The organism is Massilia sp. H6, assembly GCF_024802625.1.
Classification (GTDB): Bacteria; Pseudomonadota; Gammaproteobacteria; order Burkholderiales; family Burkholderiaceae_D; genus Telluria.
Genome location: NZ_CP103371.1, coordinates 3,078,255 through 3,100,199, shown reverse-complemented (window position 1 = coordinate 3,100,199; position 21,945 = coordinate 3,078,255). Strand labels below are relative to the sequence as shown.

General features: G+C 63.0%; 16 protein-coding genes and 3 tRNA genes. 13 read left to right on the top strand and 6 right to left on the bottom strand.

The window, feature by feature from the left end:
• The first annotated feature begins 189 nt into the window (after positions 1-189).
• The 5 genes from NRS07_RS13915 (at position 190) to NRS07_RS13895 (ending at position 6,105) form a co-directional block, all read left to right on the top strand.
• On the top strand, positions 190-1,344 hold the full coding sequence (locus NRS07_RS13915; RefSeq protein WP_259207896.1) for an ATP phosphoribosyltransferase regulatory subunit: 1,155 nt from the start codon (positions 190-192) through the stop codon (positions 1,342-1,344).
• 3 nt (positions 1,345-1,347) lie between these two features.
• Positions 1,348-2,664, top strand: a complete 1,317-nt coding sequence (locus NRS07_RS13910) for an adenylosuccinate synthase (protein WP_259207894.1) — start codon at positions 1,348-1,350, stop codon at positions 2,662-2,664.
• A gap of 34 nt (positions 2,665-2,698) precedes the next feature.
• The gene (locus NRS07_RS13905; RefSeq protein ID WP_259207893.1) at positions 2,699-3,238 is read left to right on the top strand and encodes a phosphoribosyltransferase; all 540 of its coding nucleotides are present in this window, start codon (positions 2,699-2,701) and stop codon (positions 3,236-3,238) included.
• Between the two features lie 165 nt (positions 3,239-3,403).
• On the top strand, positions 3,404-4,003 hold the full coding sequence (locus NRS07_RS13900; protein WP_259207890.1) for a MarC family protein: 600 nt from the start codon (positions 3,404-3,406) through the stop codon (positions 4,001-4,003).
• Positions 4,004-4,086: 83 nt separating this feature from the next.
• Positions 4,087-6,105, top strand: a complete 2,019-nt coding sequence (locus NRS07_RS13895) for an ATP-binding protein (RefSeq protein WP_259207888.1) — start codon at positions 4,087-4,089, stop codon at positions 6,103-6,105.
• A gap of 50 nt (positions 6,106-6,155) precedes the next feature.
• On the opposite strand, the gene uvrB is transcribed toward NRS07_RS13895, so the two are convergent.
• Positions 6,156-8,252, bottom strand: a complete 2,097-nt coding sequence (uvrB, locus tag NRS07_RS13890) for an excinuclease ABC subunit UvrB (RefSeq protein ID WP_259207885.1) — start codon at positions 8,250-8,252, stop codon at positions 6,156-6,158.
• 104 nt (positions 8,253-8,356) lie between these two features.
• Between uvrB and NRS07_RS13885 the strand changes: the two genes are divergently transcribed.
• The 4 genes from NRS07_RS13885 (at position 8,357) to NRS07_RS13870 (ending at position 10,814) form a co-directional block, all read left to right on the top strand.
• A complete protein-coding gene (locus NRS07_RS13885; RefSeq protein ID WP_259207882.1) occupies positions 8,357-9,568 on the top strand; it encodes an amino acid aminotransferase in 1,212 nt (403 codons plus the stop codon).
• A 113-nt stretch (positions 9,569-9,681) separates the two neighbouring features.
• Positions 9,682-9,757 (top strand) — tRNA-Asn (locus NRS07_RS13880).
• 119 nt (positions 9,758-9,876) lie between these two features.
• Positions 9,877-10,650: an alpha/beta fold hydrolase gene (locus NRS07_RS13875; RefSeq protein WP_259207880.1), complete on the top strand. Its 774-nt coding sequence runs from the start codon at positions 9,877-9,879 to the stop codon at positions 10,648-10,650.
• An 88-nt stretch (positions 10,651-10,738) separates the two neighbouring features.
• Positions 10,739-10,814 (top strand) — tRNA-Asn (locus NRS07_RS13870).
• 68 nt (positions 10,815-10,882) lie between these two features.
• On the opposite strand, the gene purT is transcribed toward NRS07_RS13870, so the two are convergent.
• Positions 10,883-12,091 (bottom strand): formate-dependent phosphoribosylglycinamide formyltransferase, encoded by a 1,209-nt coding sequence (purT, locus tag NRS07_RS13865; RefSeq protein WP_259207877.1) that lies wholly within the window; start codon positions 12,089-12,091, stop codon positions 10,883-10,885.
• A 143-nt stretch (positions 12,092-12,234) separates the two neighbouring features.
• Between purT and NRS07_RS13860 the strand changes: the two genes are divergently transcribed.
• The 3 genes from NRS07_RS13860 to NRS07_RS13850 all read left to right on the top strand — a co-directional run bounded on the left by NRS07_RS13860 (position 12,235) and on the right by NRS07_RS13850 (position 15,594).
• Positions 12,235-12,310 (top strand) — tRNA-Asn (locus tag NRS07_RS13860).
• Positions 12,311-12,604: 294 nt separating this feature from the next.
• Positions 12,605-14,455, top strand: coding sequence for a triacylglycerol lipase (locus tag NRS07_RS13855; protein ID WP_259207875.1), 1,851 nt, complete (start codon positions 12,605-12,607; stop codon positions 14,453-14,455).
• Positions 14,452-15,594: a T6SS immunity protein Tli4 family protein gene (locus NRS07_RS13850; protein ID WP_259207873.1), complete on the top strand. Its 1,143-nt coding sequence runs from the start codon at positions 14,452-14,454 to the stop codon at positions 15,592-15,594. Before NRS07_RS13855 ends, NRS07_RS13850 begins: the two co-directional genes overlap by 4 nt.
• A 60-nt stretch (positions 15,595-15,654) precedes the next feature.
• Here the strand turns inward: NRS07_RS13850 and NRS07_RS13845 are convergent, their stop codons facing one another.
• Positions 15,655-15,984, bottom strand: a complete 330-nt coding sequence (locus tag NRS07_RS13845) for a hypothetical protein (RefSeq protein WP_259207871.1) — start codon at positions 15,982-15,984, stop codon at positions 15,655-15,657.
• Between the two features lie 157 nt (positions 15,985-16,141).
• On the opposite strand from NRS07_RS13845, the gene NRS07_RS13840 reads away from it, so the two are divergent.
• On the top strand, positions 16,142-17,797 hold the full coding sequence (locus tag NRS07_RS13840; RefSeq protein WP_259207869.1) for a response regulator: 1,656 nt from the start codon (positions 16,142-16,144) through the stop codon (positions 17,795-17,797).
• Here NRS07_RS13840 and NRS07_RS13835 read toward each other — a convergent pair.
• The 3 genes from NRS07_RS13835 to NRS07_RS13825 all read right to left on the bottom strand — a co-directional run bounded on the left by NRS07_RS13835 (position 17,779) and on the right by NRS07_RS13825 (position 21,879).
• The gene (locus NRS07_RS13835) at positions 17,779-18,234 is read right to left on the bottom strand and encodes a response regulator (RefSeq protein WP_259213244.1); all 456 of its coding nucleotides are present in this window, start codon (positions 18,232-18,234) and stop codon (positions 17,779-17,781) included. The two genes, NRS07_RS13840 and NRS07_RS13835, sit on opposite strands and share 19 nt — an antisense overlap.
• Positions 18,234-20,495: an ATP-binding protein gene (locus NRS07_RS13830; RefSeq protein ID WP_259207867.1), complete on the bottom strand. Its 2,262-nt coding sequence runs from the start codon at positions 20,493-20,495 to the stop codon at positions 18,234-18,236. Before NRS07_RS13830 ends, NRS07_RS13835 begins: the two co-directional genes overlap by 1 nt.
• Positions 20,496-20,685: 190 nt before the next feature.
• Entirely contained in the window at positions 20,686-21,879 is a 1,194-nt protein-coding gene (locus tag NRS07_RS13825; RefSeq protein ID WP_259207865.1) for a triacylglycerol lipase, read from the bottom strand.
• Between the last annotated feature and the right edge of the window lie 66 nt (positions 21,880-21,945).

Genomic DNA, 21,945 nt, shown 5'->3' with positions numbered 1-21,945 from the left:
AGGGCGGCAACCCTTCTTCGCACCGGTATAGACAAGCGTCCTGGCAACCCGGAATCGCTGTCAAACCAACATCCCCCGCCTACACCTCGCCATTTTCGGGTAAAATTGCCGATTCGGCGTTCGCGCTGTGCGTCTGCACGCCTGCGTGCCTGCCCTCGTTCTTCACCTACAAACCGTTAGCTGTCACCCATGCCGAACTGGCTTTTGCCCGAGAATATTGCTGATGTCTTGCCGTCCGAGGCGCGCAAGATCGAAGATCTGCGCCGCAAGATGCTCGACACTTTCCGTCTGTACGGTTATGAGCTGGTCATGCCACCGCTGCTCGAATACGTCGAGTCGCTGCTGGCCGGAGCGGGTCAGGACACCGAGCTGCGCACCTTCAAGGTAGTCGACCAGATTTCGGGTCGCCTGCTCGGCCTGCGCGCCGACATGACCACCCAGGTCGCCCGCATCGATGCCCATCTGCTCAACCGCGAGTCGGTCACCCGGCTGTGCTATGCCGGCAGCGTGCTGCACACCCGCCCGTCGGGCCTGCATGCCACCCGCGAGCCGCTCCAGATCGGCGCCGAGATCTATGGCCACGCCGGCCTGGAAGCCGATGCCGAGATCCAGGAGCTGGCGCTGGCGTCGGTGGCGCTGGCCGGCTTCGCCGACGTGCGCCTCGACCTGTGCCACGTCGGCATCCTGCGCGCGATCCTGGGCGAGGACGCCGCGGCGCGCCGCGACGAAGCCCAGCTCACCTGCCTGCTGCGTGCCAAGGATGCGCCGGGACTCGATGAGCTGACCCAGCAGTATTTGCCTGCCACCCGCAAGGCGCTGCTGGCGCTGCCGCACCTGTATGGCGATGTCGATGTGCTGGCGCGCGCAAAAGAAGAACTTCCGGCGCTGCCGGGCATTACCCGCGCACTGGCGGAGCTGGCCGCGCTGGCGGCTGGCGCCATTGGCCGGGCCGAGGTCGCGATCGACTTGGCCGACCTGCGCGGCTACCAGTACGAAAGCGGGGCCATGTTCGCGCTGTTCGTGCCGGGCCTGCCCAACGCGGTGGCGCGCGGTGGGCGTTACGATCACGTCGGCGAAGCCTTTGGCAGGGCGCGTCCCGCCACCGGCTTCTCGCTCGACCTGCGCGAACTGGCGCGGCTGCTGCCGACGGCCGAACGCAAGCATTCCATCTGCGCGCCCTGGGGCAATGCCCCGGAGCTGCGCGAAAAAATCGTTGATCTGCGGAATAGCGGTGAAGTCGTGATTCAGTCCATGCCGGGTCACGATAATGTTCAGGACGAATTCGAGTGCGACCGTGTGCTCGTCCTCGAAAACGGAAATTGGATTCTCAAAAACTTAGGTTAAGTGATGTCAAATACAAACGTGGCAAAGAACGTCGTTGTCATCGGCACCCAGTGGGGCGATGAAGGCAAGGGCAAGATCGTCGATTGGCTGACCGACCATGCGGCCGGCGTGGTCCGTTTCCAGGGTGGTCATAACGCGGGCCACACGCTCGTGATCAAGGGCCAGAAAACCGCCTTGCAGCTGATCCCGTCGGGCATCATGCGCGAAGGCGTGGCCTGCTATATCGGTAACGGCGTGGTGGTGTCGGTGCCGGACGTGATGCGCGAGATCGACAAGCTGGCCGCGGCCGGCGTCGAAGTCGTGTCGCGCCTGATGATCTCGGAAGCCTGCCCGGCGATCCTGCCTTACCACGTCGCCATCGACCAGGCCAGGGAAGCCAAGCGCGGTGTCAACAAGATCGGCACCACCGGCAAGGGCATTGGCCCGGCCTACGAAGACAAGGTCGCACGCCGCGCCATTCGTATCGCCGACATGCTCAACGAAGAGCGCTTCGCCGAGAAGCTCAAAGAGAACCTCGAGTACCACAACTTCGTGCTGACCAACTACCTGGGCGGCACCGCGATCGACTTCCAGAAGACCTTCGACGACGCCATGGCCCTGGTTCCGCGCCTGCGCCCGATGGTCGGCGATGTCTCGTCGGCGCTGTACGCCGCGCACAAGGCCGGCGGCAAGCTGCTGTTCGAAGGCGCGCAAGGTTCGCTGCTCGACGTCGACCACGGCACCTATCCGTTCGTGACGTCGTCGAACTGCGTGGCCGGCAATGCCGCCGCCGGCGCCGGCGTCGGCCCCAACATGCTGCATTACATCCTGGGCATCACCAAGGCCTACACCACGCGCGTCGGCTCGGGCCCGTTCCCGGCCGAACTGCCGACCGACGCTGGCGTTGGCGAGCACCTGTCGCGCGTGGGCCACGAGTTCGGTACCGTGACTGGCCGCGCCCGCCGCTGCGGCTGGTTCGACGCTGCGCTGCTGCGCCGTTCGGTCCAGATCAACGGCGTGTCGGGCATGTGCCTGACCAAGCTGGACGTGCTCGATGGCATTGATTCCCTGAAGCTGTGCACCGGCTACAAGATCGACGGCCGCCAGGTCGACATCTTCCCGGTCGGCGCCGAAGAAGCGGCCCGCTGCGAGCCGATCTACGAAGAAATGCCGGGCTGGCGCGACTCGACCGTCGGCGCCAAGTCGATGGACGAACTGCCTGCCAACGCCCGTGCCTACATCAAGCGCATCGAAGAGCTGGTCGGCATCCCGATCGACATGGTGTCGACCGGTCCGGACCGCGAAGAGACCATCGTGCTGCGCCATCCGTTTGCAGCGTAATTAAAAGAACAGGTAACGATAGGGATTCCTGAACATGACCACTCCACCAACCACCGACAAAGACCTCTGGGTTTCGTGGGACGAGTACAACCGCATGGTCGAGCGCCTGGCGCTGCAAGTCTATGAATCGAACTGGAAGTTCGACATGGTGCTATGCCTGGCGCGCGGCGGCGTGCGTCCTGGTGACGTCATCTCGCGCATCTTCGACGTGCCGCTGGCGATCCTGTCGACCAGCTCATACCGCGAAGAGTCGGGCACCAAGCAGGGCAACCTGGACATCGCCAAGTACATGACGATGACCAAGGGCCCGCTGGCTGGCCGCATCCTGCTGGTCGATGACCTGGCCGACTCCGGCGTGACCCTGCAAAAAGTGCGCGAGCACCTGCAGTCGAACTATCCGGACGTGACAGAAGTGCGTTCGGCCGTGCTGTGGGTCAAGGGAACGTCGAGCTTCAAGCCGGATTACCATCTGGACGACCTGCCGCACAACCCGTGGATCCACCAGCCGTTCGAGGACTACGACGGCTTGCGCCCACACCAACTGTCGGCGTGGCTGAAAAAGTTCGAGAAATAATCCAGGCGCCTTGACCGGTGCTGCAAGAAGCGGAGCAGGGCGCAAGCCTGCTCCGCTTTCTTTATTTCTGCTGCATTAAGAATTTCTGTGAAGTCAGTTTTGCGATATGCAAGCCTGTTAAGATCGCGCTACCGTACCCCGGGCAAGCCCAACAAAAACAATCCCATGACCCAAAGCTTTTTCCAGACTTTCATATTGCTGATTCTCGTCACCGACCCGTTCGGCAATGTTCCCCTGTTCGCCGCCGCCCTCAAGGACACGCCTCTCCAGCGCCGCCCGCGCATCGTGATGCGCGAGTGCGCGATCGCCTTCTTGCTGCTGCTGGTGTTCATGTTCTTTGGCCAGCACTTCCTGGCCGCGCTTCACCTGAGCCCGGTCGCACTGCGGATCGGCGGCGCGGTGATCCTCCTGATCATTGCGATTCGCATGATCTTTCCCCACCCCGACGGCGTGCTCGGTCGCAGCGAACACGGCGGCGAACCGTTCATCGTGCCGCTGGCCATTCCGGCGCTGGCCGGCCCTTCGGCGCTGGCAACCGTGCTGCTGTTCAGTTCGGGTTCCGTGTCCGAGACCATGGTGCATGTGGCGGCGCTGGCGGCGGTGGCGGTAGTCTGGCTGGCGGTCTTCCTGAGCGCTGAACGACTGCAGCAAAAGCTCGGGCCGCAGGTCATGACCGCCTTCGAACGACTGATGGGCTTGATTTTGACGGCCATGTCGATTGAAATGCTGCTCGGCGGTATCCGCGAATTCGTCAAGACCCTGTAGCGCGCTACGGTGTGGAGTAACACCAGCCAGCTCTGGCAAACTTATTCCAGGCACATAGAATATTAAACAAGGCGACACAGCGCATGAGACAGGAACACGCAACGCCTTCGGAATGGCTGCCCTTCTTGAGTGGGGGCGGCCAGATGGGCGCGATGATGCGGGCGCACGACTGGTCGGCGTCGCCGCTCGGGCACCCGCGCGACTGGTCGCAAGCCTTGCGCACGACGGTTGGGCTAATGCTCAACTCGAAGTTTCCGATGTTTGTGGCGTGGGGGCCGGAGCTCGGTTTCCTGTACAACGATTCCTATGCCTTGATCCTGGGCGAGAAGCATCCCTGCGCGCTCGGCGCCCCGATGCAGGGCGTGTGGAGCGAAATATGGGAGGTGCTGCATCCGCTGATCGTGCGCGCGCTCAAGGGCGAGGCTACTTATGTGGACCGGCTGCTGTTGCGCATGAACCGGCATGGCTACGACGAAGACACCTGGTTCCGCTTTTCGTATTCGCCGGTGCGCGACGAGGATGGTACGGTGGCCGGCATGTTCTGCGCCTGCGTCGAGATGACCGCCGAGGTGCAGGCCGAGCGCTATCGCGACGAGGAAAACCAGCGCCTGATGACCCTGTTCGAGCAGGCGCCCGGCATTATCGCGGTGCTGCGCGGACCGAACCATGTGTTCGAGATTGCCAACGAATCCTATCTGCAGCTGATCGGGCGCCGCGAACTGATCGGCAAACCGGTCCGCGAGGCGCTTCCCGAAGTTGCCGGACAGGGCTTCTTCGAGCTGCTCGACCAGGTCTATCGATCCGGGCAGCCCTTCGTCGGCCACGCAGTGCCGGTACGGGTCCAGCGCGACGCCAGCGGGCTGATGGAAGAGCGCTTCGTCGACTTTGTGTATCAGCCGATCCGCGACGCCAAGGGCGCGGTCGCCGGCATTTTCGTCGAAGGCAGCGACGTGACCGAGCGCAAGCGCGTGGAAGACGAGCTGCGCGCCGCCAATCGCCAGAAAGACCAGTTCCTGGCGATGCTGGCCCACGAGCTGCGCAATCCGCTGGCGCCGATCACCACCGCCGCCCAGCTGCTGCAGCGCGGCTCGCTCGACCCCGAGCGCGCGCGCCATGCCAGCGCCATCATCGCGCGCCAGTCCGAGCACATGACTGTCCTGGTCAACGACCTGCTCGACGTCTCGCGCGTCACGCGCGGCCTGGTCAGCATCGACCGGGAAGACCTGGATCTGAACAGCGTCGTGCACGGTGCCATCGAACAGGTGCGACCGCTGATGGACGCCAGGCGGCAAGAGCTGCAGGTCGAGCTCATGGAGCCGCCCCTGTACGTGTCGGGCGACCGTACGCGCCTGGTGCAGGTGCTCTCGAACATCCTGAATAACGCCGCCAAGTACACGCCGGCGGGCGGCAGGCTCGGTCTGCGCATAACGGCCGAGGAAGACGAAGCCGTGATTGCGGTGCGCGACAACGGACAGGGCATCGATCCGCAGATGTTGCCGTATATCTTCGACCTGTTCACGCAGGCCGAGCGTACCCCGGACCGCTCGCAGGGCGGGCTGGGTATCGGCCTGGCCCTTGTCGCTAGCCTGGTCGCGCTGCACGGGGGGCGGGTGTCGGCCCATAGCGCGGGCCTGGGGCAGGGCAGCGAATTCGTGATCCGGTTGCCGCTGCTGGGGGCGGTGCGCGCGGCCAAGGCGTTAGGCAAGCCGCCGGCGGCCGCTGCCGCCAGCGGCCCGGTGCGGGTGCTGGTGGTCGACGACAATGCCGACGCGGCGCAGATGCTGGCCACCTTGCTGGAGGCGCACGGCCATGCCGTCAGCGTAGCCTACGACGGCAGCAGTGGCTATGCCTGCGCCCTGCGCGAGCGTCCCGACGTGATGCTGCTCGATATCGGCCTGCCCGACATGGATGGACACGAGCTGGCGCGGCGCCTGCGCGCATCGAGCGTGACGGCTGGGGCGACCCTGGTCGCGCTCACCGGTTATGGACAAAGCGAAGACCGCGAGCGCGCGCGCGAGGCCGGCTTCGACCGTCACCTGGTGAAACCGGCCGATTTGTCGGCGCTGCTGGCGATCCTGGCGCAAGCGCGGCAGCCCGGCTAAGGACAGGTGCGTCGCGCGCGCCTTTGGCGCAGGCAACGCACGATCACGCCTTACTTGCCCAGCATCGACACCACATTGTCCGTTCCAGGCGCGCCAAACGCCTGCTGCTTGAGTACATGCAGCTGGTCGCGCACCTGGGCCGCCTTTTCGAACTCGAGGTTCTTGGCGTGATCGACCATGAGCTTTTCGAGACGCTTGATCTCCTTGCTGATCTGCTTCTCGCTCATCGACTCGACCTTGGCCGTCTCCTGGGCTTCCTGCGCGTTCTCGAGCATGCCGCGCTGGGCGGCATTACTGTAGACGCCGTCGATCATTTCCTTGATCTTCTTCTTGACACCGACCGGCGTGATGCCGTTTTCCAGGTTAAAGGCGATTTGCTTGGCGCGGCGGCGTTCGGTTTCGTCGATGGCGCGGCGCATCGAATCGGTGACCTGGTCGCCGTACAGAATGGCCACGCCATTGAGGTTGCGGGCGGCGCGGCCGATGGTCTGAATGAGTGACCGCTCAGAGCGCAGGAAGCCTTCCTTGTCGGCGTCGAGCACCGCCACCAGCGACACCTCGGGCAAGTCCAGGCCTTCGCGCAGCAGGTTGATTCCGACCAGGACATCAAAGGTGCCCAGGCGCAGGTCGCGCAGGATTTCCACCCGTTCTACCGTCTCGATATCGCTGTGCAGGTAACGCACCTTGATGCCGTGGTCGCCCAGGTATTCGGTGAGCTGCTCGGCCATGCGCTTGGTGAGCGTGGTGACCAGGACCCGTTCGTCCTTGGCGATGCGGTCGTTGATCTCGCCCATCAGGTCGTCGACCTGCGAACGTGCAGGGCGCACGAAGATCAGCGGGTCGACCAGGCCGGTGGGGCGCACCACCTGTTCGACCACGTTGTCGGCCTTGCCTTTTTCGTAGTCGGCCGGCGTGGCCGAGACGAACACGGTCTGGCGCATCTTGGATTCGAATTCTTCAAATTTCAGTGGCCGGTTGTCCAGCGCCGACGGCAGGCGAAAGCCGAAGTCGACCAGGTTGACCTTGCGCGACCGGTCGCCGTTGTACATGGCGTTGAGCTGGCCGATCATCACGTGCGACTCGTCCATGAACATCAGGGCGTCTTTCGGCAGGTAGTCGATCAGCGTCGGCGGCGGCGCTCCCGGCATCGAGCCGGACAGGTGGCGCGAATAATTCTCGATGCCCTTGGTGAAGCCGATTTCGGCCAGCATCTCGAGGTCGAAGCGGGTGCGCTGCTCGAGGCGCTGCTCTTCGATCAGCTTGTTTTGCTGGCGGAATTCTTCCAGCCGGTCGCGCAGCTCGGCCTTGATCGATTCGACCGCCTTGAGCACCGTGCCGCGCGCGGTCACGTAGTGCGAGCCCGGGTAGACCGTAAAGCGCGGGATTTTCTGGCGTACGCGCCCCGTCAAGGGGTCGAACAGCTGCAAGGATTCGATCTCGTCGTCGAACATCTCGACCCGGATCGCCAGTTCGGCGTGCTCGGCCGGGAAGATGTCGATGGTATCGCCACGCACCCGGAAGGTGCCGCGCGAAAAATCCATTTCGTTGCGGGTGTATTGCATCTGGATCAGGCGCGCGATGATGTCGCGCTGGGCCACTTTGTCCTTGTGGCGCAGCGTCAGGATCATCTTGTGGTATTCGTTCGGGTTGCCGATACCGTAGATGGCCGACACGGTGGCCACGATGACCACGTCGCGCCGCTCCATCAGCGACTTGGTGCACGACAGGCGCATCTGTTCGATGTGCTCGTTGATCGACGAGTCCTTTTCGATGAACAGGTCGCGCTGCGGCACATAGGCTTCCGGCTGGTAGTAATCGTAGTAGGACACGAAGTATTCCACCGCGTTTTGCGGAAAGAATTCGCGGAACTCCGAATACAGCTGGGCTGCAAGGGTCTTGTTGGGGGCGAACACGATCGCGGGGCGGCCGGCCTGGGCGATGACGTTGGCCATGGTGTAGGTCTTGCCCGAGCCGGTTACGCCCAGCAGGGTCTGGTACATCAGGCCGTCGTTAATGCCTTCGATCAGCCCGGCAATCGCGGTGGGCTGGTCGCCGGCCGGCTCGAACGGCTGGTGCAGCTTGAACGGCGAGCCCGGAAAAGTGATGACCGTCGGTTCAGGGGCATTTGCGAGGGATAAATCAGCCATACTTTCAGACCTTTGCTAGAATAGGATCCGGATGCGGCACTGCAGCACAAGTGTCGCTTGCTCTACCACCGCTGCGAACCCACCGACAAACTCAGTTTATCACGATGACTTCCACTGCCTCCGCCAGCCTCTTCGGCGCCATTGAAATGGCCCCGCGCGACCCAATCCTGGGCATCACTGAAGCGTTCAACGCCGATACCAATCCGGCCAAGATCAACCTGGGGGTCGGTGTCTACTACGACGATCAGGGCAAGGTGCCTTTGCTGCAGTGCGTACAGCAAGCCGAAGCGAAGCTGATGGCGCAACCGGCGCCGCGCACCTACCTGCCGATCGAAGGACTGGCCGCATATGACAAGGCGGTGCAGGAACTGGTATTTGGGGCTGACAGCGCCCTTATTCAAGACAAGCGCGTGATCACCGTGCAGGCCATCGGCGGCACCGGCGCGCTGAAACTGGGCGCCGATTTCCTCAAGCGTTTTGCACCCGACTCCGAGGTGTATATCAGCGACCCAAGCTGGGAAAACCACCGTGCGCTGTTCGAGGGCGCCGGCTTCGTGGTCAATAACTACACCTATTACGACACAGCCACCCACGGCGTGAACTTCGATGGCATGCTCGCCTCGCTGGCGGCCATGCCGCGCGGTGCGATCGTGGTCCTGCACGCCTGCTGCCACAACCCGACCGGCGCCGACCTGACCCAGGACCAGTGGAGCCAGGTGATCGAGGCGGTGGTCGATGGCGGCCTGGTGCCCTTTCTCGACATGGCTTACCAGGGCTTTGGCGCCGGCATTGCCGAAGATGGCGCCGTGGTGCGCCGCTTCGCCGACACCGGCCTGCCGTTCCTGGTGTCGAACTCGTTCTCGAAGTCGTTCTCGCTCTACGGCGAGCGCGTCGGCGCGCTGTCGATCGTTGCCACCAGCGCCGAAGAATCCGCGCGCGTGCTCTCGCAGCTCAAGCGGGTGGTGCGCACCAACTACTCGAACCCGCCGACCCACGCCGCCAAGGTCGTGGCGATGGTGCTGGCCACGCCGGAACTGCGCCAGCTATGGGAAGAAGAACTGGCCGGCATGCGCGTGCGTATCCGCGAAATGCGCGGCGCCATGGTCGAGAAACTGAAAGAGAAAGCACCCCGCCACGATTTTGAGTTCGTGCGCGAACAGGTTGGCATGTTCTCGTATTCGGGCTTGACCAAGGAGCAGGTTGCCAAGCTGCGCGAACAGTCGATCTATGCGGTCGATACCGGCCGCATCTGCGTTGCCGCGCTGAACTCGACCAATCTCGACCGCGTCGTTGACGCCGTCGCAAAAGTTCTTTAAAATGCTGGCTCTTCGGAACTGAGCTGTTTCGGTCTCGAAGAGCGGCAAGCGTGCAAGCGCACACGACGTGAATTGACAGCGTGTCCTTGCAAACATATAATGCTGCGATCACTTCCCTGATAGCTCAGTTGGTAGAGCGACGGACTGTTAATCCGCAGGTCCCTGGTTCGAGTCCAGGTCGGGGAGCCAGAATTTTGAAAGGCCGCATCGCGAGATGTGGCCTTTTTGTTTTGCGAAATTACTCATCAGCAGTTGCATTTCCATGCGCAGAGAGTAGTCTGTCAATACATTGTTAGTGGACTTGTATAGTGAAGCACTTGCCAAAGAGCAAAATCATCGCCGTCGGGGGCCAGGTGCTGCGGTTTTCCCTGTCGGGCGAGGGGAGTCCCACCATTGTCATGCTCGGCGGTTCCAACGCCCCGCTGGAAGGCTGGCACAAGCTGTTTCCCGAACTGGAAAAACTCGGGGCCGTCGTGGCCTACGACCGGCCCGGGGTCGGGGCCAGCGCCCGCCCGCGCGAGCCGCAACTGTGCACCACTGTTATCCTGGCATTGCGCGCGCTATTGCGCCAGATTGGCGCCAAGGCCCCCTACCTGCTGGTAGCGCATGGCTTCGGTGGGCTGCATGCAAACCTGTTCGCGCGCATCTACCCGGAAGAGACCTGCGGCGTGCTGTTCCTGGAGGCGAGCGCGCCCGAAGATGTGCTCCATTTGGGCGAACACCGTTCCCGCTTGCAGCGATTGACCGCCTCATTGCTCGACCGCGTTTCTCCGCTCGACCCGAACGACGAGATCAGCAACCAGGCCGAGACGGTGGCCGAAATCGCCGAGGCCCCGCCTTTTCCGGACATTCCGGTCACGGTCATCTCGGGTGGCAAGCCGCTGCCGCGCTGGATCATGTCGGCGACTGCGCTGCGCGAGCGCGAGCGCAACCAGGAAGCGCTGGCGCGCCTGTCGCCGCAGGGCGAGCGCGTGATTGCCAAGGGTAGCGCGCACTTCCCGCAGATGTCCGAGCCGCGGGTGGTGCTAAGGGAGCTGGAGAAACTGCTCGCGCGAACCCGGGTACAGGCGCCGGTGCGTTAGCGTTCTGCCTGGCCTTGCAAGAAATCCTGGTTTTCGCCTGGCTCGGGCTTCGCGATTTCGCAAAGCCTTGCTATAATACGGCCTCTAATCCCTGATAGCTCAGTTGGTAGAGCGACGGACTGTTAATCCGCAGGTCCCTGGTTCGAGTCCAGGTCGGGGAGCCAGAATACGAAGGGCCGCATGCAAATGCGGCCCTTTTCGTTGATCGGGCCAGATGGCCCGTGATACCTGCTTAGCCCGACACTGGCTTGACGCGCGACGCCGCTTCCAGTGCGCGCTGGCGCGCGGTGTCGATATCGTCTGCGCTGGCCAGTGCCACGCCCATGCGGCGGCGCGCGAAGGACTCGGGCTTGCCAAACAGGCGCAGGTCGGTGCCAGGCACGCGCAGCGCGTCGGCCACGCCCTCGAATGCAATGCCGGCAGCCTCGAGCTGGCCGTAGATGACGGCCGAAGCGCCCGGCGCGCGCAGGGTGACATCGACTGGCAGGCCCAGTACTGCCTTGGCGTGCAGCTCGAACTGGCTCTGCACCTGGGTGATCATGGTGACCATGCCAGTGTCGTGCGGGCGCGGGCTCACTTCCGAGAACCATACGGTGTCGCCTTTGACGAACAGCTCGACCCCGAACACGCCGTAGCCACCGAGGTTGCCGGTGACCTTGCCCGCGACCTCGCGCGCCGCTGCCAGCGCCGCAGGGCTCATCGGGTGCGGCTGCCACGATTCCACGTAGTCGCCCTGTACCTGCTTGTGGCCGATCGGTGCGCAAAACGCCGTTTCCACCGCGCCGCCGCTGCCTGGTGCGCGCACGGTCAGCAGGGTGATTTCATAGTCGAAGTCGATGAAGCCTTCGGCGATCACCCGGCCCGCATCGACCCGGCTGCCGCTGGCCGCATGTTCCCATGCGGCCGCGACCTCGTCCGGGCCGTCAAGCTTGGACTGGCCCTTGCCCGACGACGACATCACCGGTTTCACGACGCAGGGGAAACCCACCGCGGCGCAAGCCTGCTGCAGTTCTTCCAGGCTGCTGGCGAAGCGGTAGGGCGAGGTAGGCAGGCCCAGTTCCTCGGCCGCCAGGCGGCGGATACCTTCGCGGTTCATGGTCAGCATGGCAGCGCGCGCAGTCGGAATGCAGGTAATGCGCCCCTGCTCCTCGAGCGCCACCAGGGTCTCGGTGGCGATCGCTTCGATCTCGGGAATCACCAGGTCGGGCTGTTCGAGCGCGATCAACGCCGACAGCGCGGCGCCGTCGGTCATGTCGATCACGTGCGCGCGGTGGGCCACCTGGTGGCCCGGCGCGTTCGGGTAGCGGTCGACCGCGATCACCTCCACGCCGAGGCGCTGCAGCGCGATGATCACTTCCTTGCCCAATTCGCCCGAGCCGAGCAGCATGACCTTGGTGGCAGAAGGAGACAGTGGGGTACCGAGAATGGGTGGGGTCGTCATGGGAAGCCGTGATGGGAGTTAGGAACGCGTAATCCACCACTATAACAAAGCGGCTTGCGCGGTGCTGGGCAGGCGGCAATCGAAGGCGCTTCGCGCGCGGTGCTGGTCAAAACGTTTTTGGGCCGCTATAATGCGGCCTCTTTTCCCTGATAGCTCAGTTGGTAGAGCGACGGACTGTTAATCCGCAGGTCCCTGGTTCGAGTCCAGGTCGGGGAGCCAGAACAAGATAAGGAGCTCATAGCGATATGAGCTCCTTTTTGGTTTTCTGCGGCCGGTATTCCAGATTTGGCGCAGGGAAACGTATTGATTCTGGTCAATTCCAGACTCACTGCATCTGGCTAAGCTGGCTGCTGGTTCTTTCGTTCGCCCTCACAGACACCAGGGACGGCCATCGGAGGCAATCAGTGGGACGTCGGCGCCAGCTTCAGTTCTTCACTTCATCGCCAATGCAATTGCTCGGCAAGCCGAAGATGCTGCCCTCGTCGAACGGGTTCGACTCCTGCACCATTGGTCATGAAGGAAGCTTCTGTGAGCAATCAGCTAAACGAGCGCGGCAATCATCAGGGAGAGTTCTCGCAAGGCGTCGGCGGCTGGGCCGAATACACGGTCTACACGACGGCGCTCACCGATGGCATCCGCCACGACGTCACCGTTCCACCAAAGAAAGTTATTCCTGTGATTTTCTTGCCCGGTGTAATGGGTAGCAATCTGCGCCTGAGCAAGGAGCGGCAAAAAAAACTGGAACGGCCGGACAACCGCTCGTGGCGGCCGGATGACATGGTTGGCCTTGCCAACCAAATTGGCCTGGCGGCTTTCGACGTGGGCCTGGGCGGCTGGTACAAGAACGCGTCGCCGGAACAGCGGCAACTGATGCTTGACCCGAACGAGACCGAAGTCGAGTACTACCACTACACCGAGAGCAAGGATCGCTTCGATCCAGAGGGAAAGGAAACTCTGGAGGCAGACAAGCGCCATCAAAACGTCCCCAACCACCTGGTGCGCATTCCGCCCCTGCTGGGGCAGCGCGCGCCTGCTGGCTGGCGTCCGCCGCGTGCGGGCGTGATCATGAAAAAGCGTGAAACGCCCGCCCAGGTCGCCCGCTGGCGCGGCTGGAGCGAAGTCATGTTCGACGGCGCCTACGGAAAGCTGCTGAAAACGGCGGAAAACCACCTCAACAACATGGTCGCGCGCGACCAGCCCCATCCGACATGGAAACCGTTCCTGGCCGACCCCAGTAGGTTTGGCGGGGTTGATGCAGGCCCAGCATTGACCGAGCAGGATCTGAAGCAAGTCGCAGCATGCTGGTATCCGGTGCACGCCATGGGCTACAACTATTTAAGAAGCAACGGCGAGTCCGCCAAGGTAATCGCCGAGCGTATCCGCGGGCTCGCCAGGGGCTACCAGAAGCGCGGGTTCCAGTGCGACGAGGTCATCGTCATCACCCACAGCATGGGTGGCCTGCTTGCACGCGCACTGATCCATCCAAAGTACGGCAACCTGCTCGACGATCCCACCGTCAAGGTGCTGGGCATTTACCACAATGTGATGCCAAGCACGGGCGCGGCGGCGTCCTATAAACGCATGCGCTTTGGTTTTCTGGAAGGATCGGGCACGTTTGCCGAGATCAAGGCGAGCATATTTGGGATTGATGGCAAGCATGCAACCGCCATTCTTGCCAATGCGCCTGCGGCCCTGGAATTGCTTCCCGGATCGGCCTACGGAAAGTCGTGGCTCAAAGTCGTGGATGGGTCGGGACGCGAGATGTGGAGCTGGCCCGGTAGCGCGGGGAGTGCGTTGGACGAAATTTATCTGCAGCAACCGGACAAGTGGTGGCGGCTTCTGCATCCTGAATGGGTTAATCCGGGACGTATAGAAAAAAGGAACGGCGGGGGCCTCGCTAACGTTTCAAGCCGATTGACGGATGCGGCTAGGTTTATTCAAGACATACAACAAAGTTTTCATCCGACCAGTTGCTATGCAAGTTTTTGTTCGTCGTCGGAACGTCTCAGCTATGGTGAGATCGTTTTCAAAGTGACCAACCCGGAAGTCTGGGACGCCAGGCACATACAGCTTCCCCCCGTCGAGGAATGGAAGCTGTTGAGCGACGACGCTAAAGGCACCTTGAAAGTCCAGACCGGCACTCGTGTGCTGACCCTTGTCCTTCAACCGCCAGCCACGCCTGGCGACGAAACCGTGCCCGCAGCCCGGTCCGCTAAACAGATCACAGGCAAGCTCTTCGTGCATGGCGAAACAGAAGGCAAGAGCTACGAGCACCAAAACAGCTATGCCGACCAGGATGTGCTGGCGTCTTTGCTGTATTCGGTCATCCAGATTGCTAAGACCGCGAAATGGGAGCGCCCGTGAAAACCAGCGCTTTTTTGAAGAACACTGCGATATTTTCCGTATTACTCATCGCCTTGGTGTCGTTAGTTGGTAACTCCCGCAACTACAGTTACAAGGAGACCGCCGTGCCCACACCTGTAAAGCTGAGCCCACGCCTGCATGCGTTGTTCGAAAAGACAAAAATTCTTTGTTTCGGCCGCTATGCGATCGAAGTGCCGAAGGACGCTCAGCTCGTTTGGGGAAGCGCTTCTTTTCCTTCGGACATAGAGATCGTCTCAGGTGGACTCGAAAAAGCGAAACGCACCGCAGAAGAAAAAATCGCAAAACTGAAGTGGAAAGACGGTAGCGCTGACATCACTTACAACGGTCCCGGTCCAATTGATGATAGCTGGCAGATGCGGTATTACGAAAGCGAGAGTGCAAAAAGGTATGCGCTTTATTTTTTCGATACATATATCAGCAAAGGCAACCTTACATTCGTGTTAGGAGACGCCACAGAGGATAGCGAAACCGAAAGTACCGTGATCGCTAGACAGCTCGCGCGAGCCACGAGCTTGCGGCTCCGCGCTGTGGAGGAAATTCCAACCGAGCCAGGCTTCTGCATTGATCACGGTTTCATGACTGGTGATCGGTATCGGGATCAAGAGCAAGTAAACGCAGGAATCTACCTGCCCAGCTTCCCCGACATCACGTTCTCGATCAGCTCGAACAAGGACGCCTATGCTGATTACGACAAGGCTGAATTCGAGAAGATGAAACACAGTGAGCTGTCCCTGCTCGCCCGTATCAAGGGAGCTCAGAAAACGCAGGGCGCACTTTACCCGAAGCGCGACGTGCTGCGTGAAGGCAAGCGGGAGGTGCAGCACTGGCAGGGAGAAGAATCCCTCATTCGCCGCCCCGATGGCACCCACGATTTCGAATGGGCTTTTGTCGGCACGCCAACAGACGTGGCCAACCCGTCCTCGTTTCATGTCGCCATGTTCACCAAGGTTGAGGCCAACATGGTCGGGGCCGCCAAAGCTGCCTCCGTCAGCGACGATGAGGCCGTTGCTCTGTGGGACAAGCTCCTATCGGGCTTGAAGTTCCGCGTCAAAGTTCCTGGCGCACCCGAGGGTTCGTACTTTCTTCCGGCGCAAAAAGCGGATACGGCAAGACCATGAACGGACGCGAGCTTGAGACAGCACGTCATGCGCGAGCGCCAGGCACAAAAGCATCCCCCGCTACCGGAACTTCTTCTTGTTCGCCGTATAGGTGCGCGTATAAAAACCGGATGGCTTGTTTGCTACCCAGGCGATGAAACTGCGGATGCCTTCATGGCCGCGCAGCGCGTCCCAGGTGTGATAGGACTGGAGCAGCTCGCGCTCGGTGAGTTCGGAATGGATCTTGCGATGGCAGATCTTGTGGATCGGAAACTGCTCCTTGCCCTTGAAGGTCCTGGGAACCAGGTGGTGGCGGTCGATGTTGACCGTGCCGAGCGCCCGGCCGCAAAGCGGGCAGGCGGCTTCGGTCGGGGGCAGGGTGTCGGGCGGGTCGGACTGACGCTTGCGCATGGGGTGTATATGGCGCCCGGGCCGGCAACTTGCAAGGCAGAAGGTGTCAATACGTGCGCGACCTTGACCCGCCAAATGTGTCGTGCGCTGTGCGAGTTGTTGTAGAATCTGCGCTTACCATTTTGTAACATCGTGCTGAATTCTTGCCAATGACGTAATGATTGACGACCGTCCCGACTGCTCCGTCCTTCTCATCGATGATGAGCCTTTTGCGCAAGACATCATCGCCCACGGACTGGCGGGCTGCGTCGCGCATTCCCTCTGTTACGAATCCAGCGCCGCGCGCGCCGTCGAGGTCGCGCGCGACGTGCGCGCCACGGTGGTGCTGGTCGACTTGCGCATGCCCGGCCTGGACGGCTTCGAAGTCACCGCGATGCTGCGCGCCGATCCCGAGACCGCAGACATTCCGGTCATCGTGCTCTCGTCCGAAGACGACGCCGATATCAAGGCGCGCGCGTTTGCCGTGGGCGCCAACGATTACCTGGTCAAGTGGCCAGACCCGCGTGAACTGGTTGCGCGCGTGCGCTATCACAGTGGCGCCTACATCGCCCTGCGCCAGCGCGACGCCGCCTTTGCTTCGTTGCGCGTGAGCCAGGAACAGCTGGCGGCAAGCCAGTCGGCGCTGCACCAGGCGCAGAAGATGGAAGCGATCGGTCAGCTAACCGGTGGTGTCGCCCACGATTTCAACAACGTGCTGCAGGTCATCGGTGGCAATTTGCAGCTGCTCAAGTTGGTGGGCAACCTGAACGACAGCGCCCGCTCCCGGATCGACATGGCACTGACTGGCGTCGAGCGTGGCGCCAAGCTCGCTGCGCACCTGCTGGCATTTGCGCGGCGCCAGCCGCTGCAATCGGTGGTGATCGATCCTGGCCACCTGCTGCGCGATATGGACGACATGATGCGGCGCGTACTGGGGCCGAACGCGTGCGTGGTCACCGAGATCGAGCCGGGCCTGGGCACCACCACGGTGGACCCGGACCAGCTCAATAATGTATTGCTGAACCTGGCCATCAATGCGCGCGACGCCATGGGTGGGCAGGGAACGCTGACTATTCGCGCGCGCAATGCCGGTCCTGGCTCCGAGCTTCCGTCCGAGGTGTCGCCGGGCGACTACGTCATGCTCGAGGTAGCCGATACCGGCAAGGGTATGCCGCGTGAGGTGCTGCTGCGCGCTTTCGAGCCGTTCTTTACCACCAAACCGACCGGCCAGGGCACCGGGCTGGGGCTGTCGATGGCCTACGGCTTCGTCAAGCAGTCGGGCGGCGAGATCGTGCTGCGCAGCGAGATCGGGAGCGGCACCAGCGTGCGCATCTACCTGCCGCGAGGCGACGCGGCGCCGACCGTCCTGGAACCGGTGCACACGCTGCCGCTGGCGGGCGGCCTCGAAACGATCCTGGTGGTCGAGGACGAAGACGCCGTGCGCGATTCAACCGCCGCGATCCTGGCGGCGCTGGGTTACGAGGTGCTGGAGGCGCCCGACGCGGCAGTGGCGGTAGAGATCATCGAGAGCGGCCGCCACGTCGACCTGGTGTTCTCCGACGTGATCATGCCGGGCCCTGTCACCAGCCTGCAGCTGGGCGACGTGGTGCGCAAGCGCCTGCCAGAGGCAAAGCTGCTGTACACCTCGGGCTATGCCGAGGGCGTGCTGTCGCACGAGGGCAAGGTCGACGCGTCGGTGCACCTGCTGCAGAAGCCCTATCACCCGGACGTGCTCGGCGCACGCATCCGCCATCTGTTGCGTGGTTCGCGCCGGACCCAGGACGCCTGCGCGACCGCCGCGTCAGGCGAAGGTGCTCACTTGGGCTTGATGTAACGGCGCGAACCGGGAGGCGGTTCGTTCAGGACCGCCCAGAAAATGCCCAGGTCGGCGATGGCGCGCAAGAACTCCGTAAAATCGACCGGCTTGACTACATAGGCGTTCACGCCCAGCTCGTAGCTGCGCACGACGTCCTGTTCTTCCTTCGACGAAGTCAGCATCACCACCGGAACGCTCTTGAGCGCCTCGCCCTGGCGTATTTCTTTCAGCACTTCGAGCCCGTCCACTTTTGGCAGTTTCAGGTCGAGCAGGATGACGGCCGGGTTGCCGACCGCGCGCCCGGCGAATTCGCCGCGGCGGTACAGGTAGTCGAGCGCCTCGGCGCCGTCACGCATGACTACCACTTCGTTGGCCAGCTGGCTCTTTGACAGCGCGATCAGCGTCAGTTCCAGATCGTGCGGGTTGTCTTCGACAAGAAGAATCGGCTTGAGCATCATGCGCCTTCGGGGAGAGGATGTTTGGGAATGCTGAACGAGAAGGTCGCGCCTTCACCCTGCACCGATGCGGCCCAGACCCGTCCGCCATGGCGCTCGATGATGCGGCGCACATTGGCCAGGCCAATGCCGGTGCCCTGGAAGTCTTCCATCCGGTGCAAGCGCTGGAATACGCCGAACAGCTTGTGCACGTAGTCCATGTTGAAGCCGGCGCCGTTGTCGGCGATGTGGAACACGGTTTCAGCGCTGCTCTCTTCCGAGGTAATGGTGATCACGGCCTGTTCGCGCGCGCCAGTGAATTTCACCGCGTTCGAGAGCAGGTTGAACACCGCCAGGTTCAGGAAGGTCGGGTCGGCGCAGACCACGGGCAGCGGCTCGATGTGCCAGTCAACCTTGCGGCCCGCCATCTCGGTGCCGAGCTTGTCGATGCAGCCCGCCATCAGGTCGTTCATGTCGACCCGGGTCGGGCGCAACGCGGCGCGGCCCATCTGCGAGAACGACAGCAGGTCGTCGACTAGCTTGCCGGCCAGGCGCGCCGATTCCTTGATGTTCTTCAGGAAGCGCTGGCGCCGCTGCGGGTCTTCGACGCCGTCCGATTCGATCAGGAGGTCGGAGAATCCAACGATGTGGCGCAGCGGCGCACGCAGGTCGTGCGAGACCGAATACGAGAACGCTTCGAGCTCCTTGTTGGCGCGGCCCAGTTCCTCGGCCAGTTCGGCCATCTGTTCGGCACGCTCCAGCGCAATGCCCAGCAGCGCGCCGCGAAACTCCTCGGTCAGTTCGACTTCGGCGACATGCCAGGGCAGGCTGCGGCCATGGATGGTCTCGCGCCACGACTGGAAGCTCTGGCGCGGCGTCAGCGGCTGGACGACACTGTTGAGCGTCGACGCTTCTTTCTGGTACGGGTTGCCGGCCCACTCGATGCTCTGCACCACCTCGGGACGGAACCACAGCAGGTAGTGCTGGTGGATGCGCGAGATCGGCAGCGCCAGCAGGCCGCTGGCATTGCGAACCATGCCAGCTGCCGCCGGCCAGGCGCCCATCAGGTGGTCGGTGTGGAACACCCCGGCATTGCCCTGCATGGCAAGCCACGCCACCAGGGCGCGAATCGCGGTCTCGTCGGGCGTGTCGCCATAGGTCAGCACCCGGTCGTCGACCACGATGGCGACGCCGCCGGCGCGCCCGAAGCGCAGCAGTTCAGGAAACACCGACTCCATGTTCTCCAAAAAGTCGGCGCCCTTGGTCAGGTGGCCGAGCAGTTCGACCATGATGCGGCGCACCTCGAGGCGAAACTGCAGTTCGGCGGCGTCCTCGCGCGACTCGATGCACAGCGCCAGGATCTGGCCCAGCTGCTCGCAGGCGGTGCGCTCCTCGACCGGAACCGGGCGTGGCGTGGCGTTGTGGCAGGAAATCAGGCCCCATAGCTTGCCCTTGACGATGAGCGAGACCGACATCGACGCCAGCGTGCCCATGTTGCGCATGTACTGCAGGTGCACTGGCGAGACGCTGCGCAGCGCCGCAAACGACAGGTCGTTGCGCGCCCCAGTCGCCGGGTTCAGCTCCGGCACCAGGGGAGCGGCGGTGTAGTTCGCATCCTGGATCACGCGGATCGGCGAGCGCAGGTACAGCGCGCGCGCCTGCGCCGGGATGTCGCTGGCAGGAAAGTGCTGGCCCAGGTAAGACTCGTAGCTGTCTTCTTTCGATTCGGCCACCACGTGGCCGTGGCCGTCGGGGTCGAACTGGTAGACCACGACGCGGCCATAGCCAGTCACGGCGCGCACATGGCGCGCGGCCAGGTCGGATAGCACCGGAATCGAGGCCAAGCCGTTCACGTTGAGCAGGAAGTCGCCGATCAGGGGATACAGGTGGCGGAAATCGGCCGCGCCCTCGCGCACGACGTTCTCGAACTCGAGGATGACCAGGCCGTCCCAGGCATGGGCCAGCACATCGACATGGGCGCCGCTGGCGACATCGACGCTGCCGATATAGGCAGGCCGCGCGGCCAGCTTGCCGGCGGCCAGGTGCGAGGCGAGGCGGGCTGCGGTGGCCTCGCCCACCACCTGCGCGAGCGGCTGGCCGAGCGCGTCGCTGACCGACAGGCCGGTCCAGTGCCCGAGATTGGCACTGGCCTGCAATACCGTAAAGTCCGGGGCAGGCGCCAGCGTCAGCAGGAAGCCATGCGGCTGGATGCTTCCCGGTGTACGGATCGGTTCGTCCGCGCACGCGCTGAGGTCGAAGATGTCGGAAGAAGCCTGGGTCATGGTCAGAAAAATAGATGCGCACGCTACGGTCGGATATTGTAGCGTCAAATCCGGCAAATTCAGCAGCGGCATTGTCGCTTGCGCTCTATTATCCCGGAAATTTACGTGACGCGAGATGACGATATTGTTGCGTGGCGACATGTTAGCGGTGTTCGCATCCTGTCGGCGCCAGGACGTCCGGCCAGTGCCCTTACAAACCAAAAATAATATCGCTTACCTGCTCATACAGCGCATTGGCCGACGGCCCGGGGTTGGGCCAGTTGAGGATGTCGAAGTGGTCGTAGCCCTTGTAGTTTCCAAGGAAATTCCATGTTCCCTTGAGCGAGGTGCCGTCGTAGTCGCGCACCGGGTGCCCCTGCGGCGCGCGCATGCTCACGGTATTGACCACGCCATCGTTGGCGAACCAGTCGCTGTCGATTCGCACCCGACCCCGGGCCGCCTGCGTGTAGCCGCCCAGGCCGTACTGGAAGGCCGAAGGCACGATCCATTCTCCGGCGGTGGCCTTGAAAGCGGCGATCATGTCCTGGCGCGGATACTGGTGGTACGGCGTTTGCACCGGTGCGAGCGCGCGGTCGGTGCCGTTGCAGCACCAGCTGCCAGCTTCGGTCGCGACGGTGCCGACCGAGTAGTAATAGATGTGCGGCGAGGTGCGCGCCCACAGGTTGAAGGCGCGCGCGCCATCGGGCGAGAGTTCCCACTGCGCCCAGCGGTGCTGCAAGGCCCCGTGCAGCGGCGTGCGCAGCAGCGGCGCGGCGCTCACGACGGCGTCGGCATAGGTGGTGCCGTTGTGCGGCGCCGAGATCGTGGTCACGCTGCGTACCCAGCCCACTTTGCCGCCGGCATACAGCGGGTGGCCGCCTTCGTCATGCGGCGAGCCATGCTCGAGCAGCTCGACCAGTGCGCGGATCGTGGTGCCACCCTGGCTGTGGCCGATCAGGTGGATCGGGTGCCGGGCGTCCCAGGCCGGATACAGCGCCAGCGGATAGCCTTGCGGATTGTTCCTGGGGTCGGCGGCCCAGCATTTTCCGGCCGGGGCCCGCTGCTGGCCCGGATTGCCGTGCCGGCGCACGTGGTCCGCGCCGTAGTCGACACAGCCACCCTTGATCTGCGCATACAGGTCGGCCGCGCGGTCCCAGTTCGAACTGACCGGCCCGACCACCGCCGCAAACACCGTGCGCGGGCCGCGGTAGACCTGCAGGTGCGAGGCAATGTCGCCGTAGCCGCCCCAGTAATTAAAGCCGCTGTGCTGGAAGGTGTCGGGGCCGAAGCCAAGGAAACCGTGGACCAGGATCACCGGATAGTTGTTCTGCGCGGCGGCCGGCGCGCCGGCGCCGAATGTGGCCAGCGCGGCCAGCGCGGTCAAGGCTTGGGCGATGCGGGACATGCAAATCTCCGTGGATGGCTCAAGGCCATTGTCGGAGTTGCGCAAGATGGACAGTTTGCGCTGCAT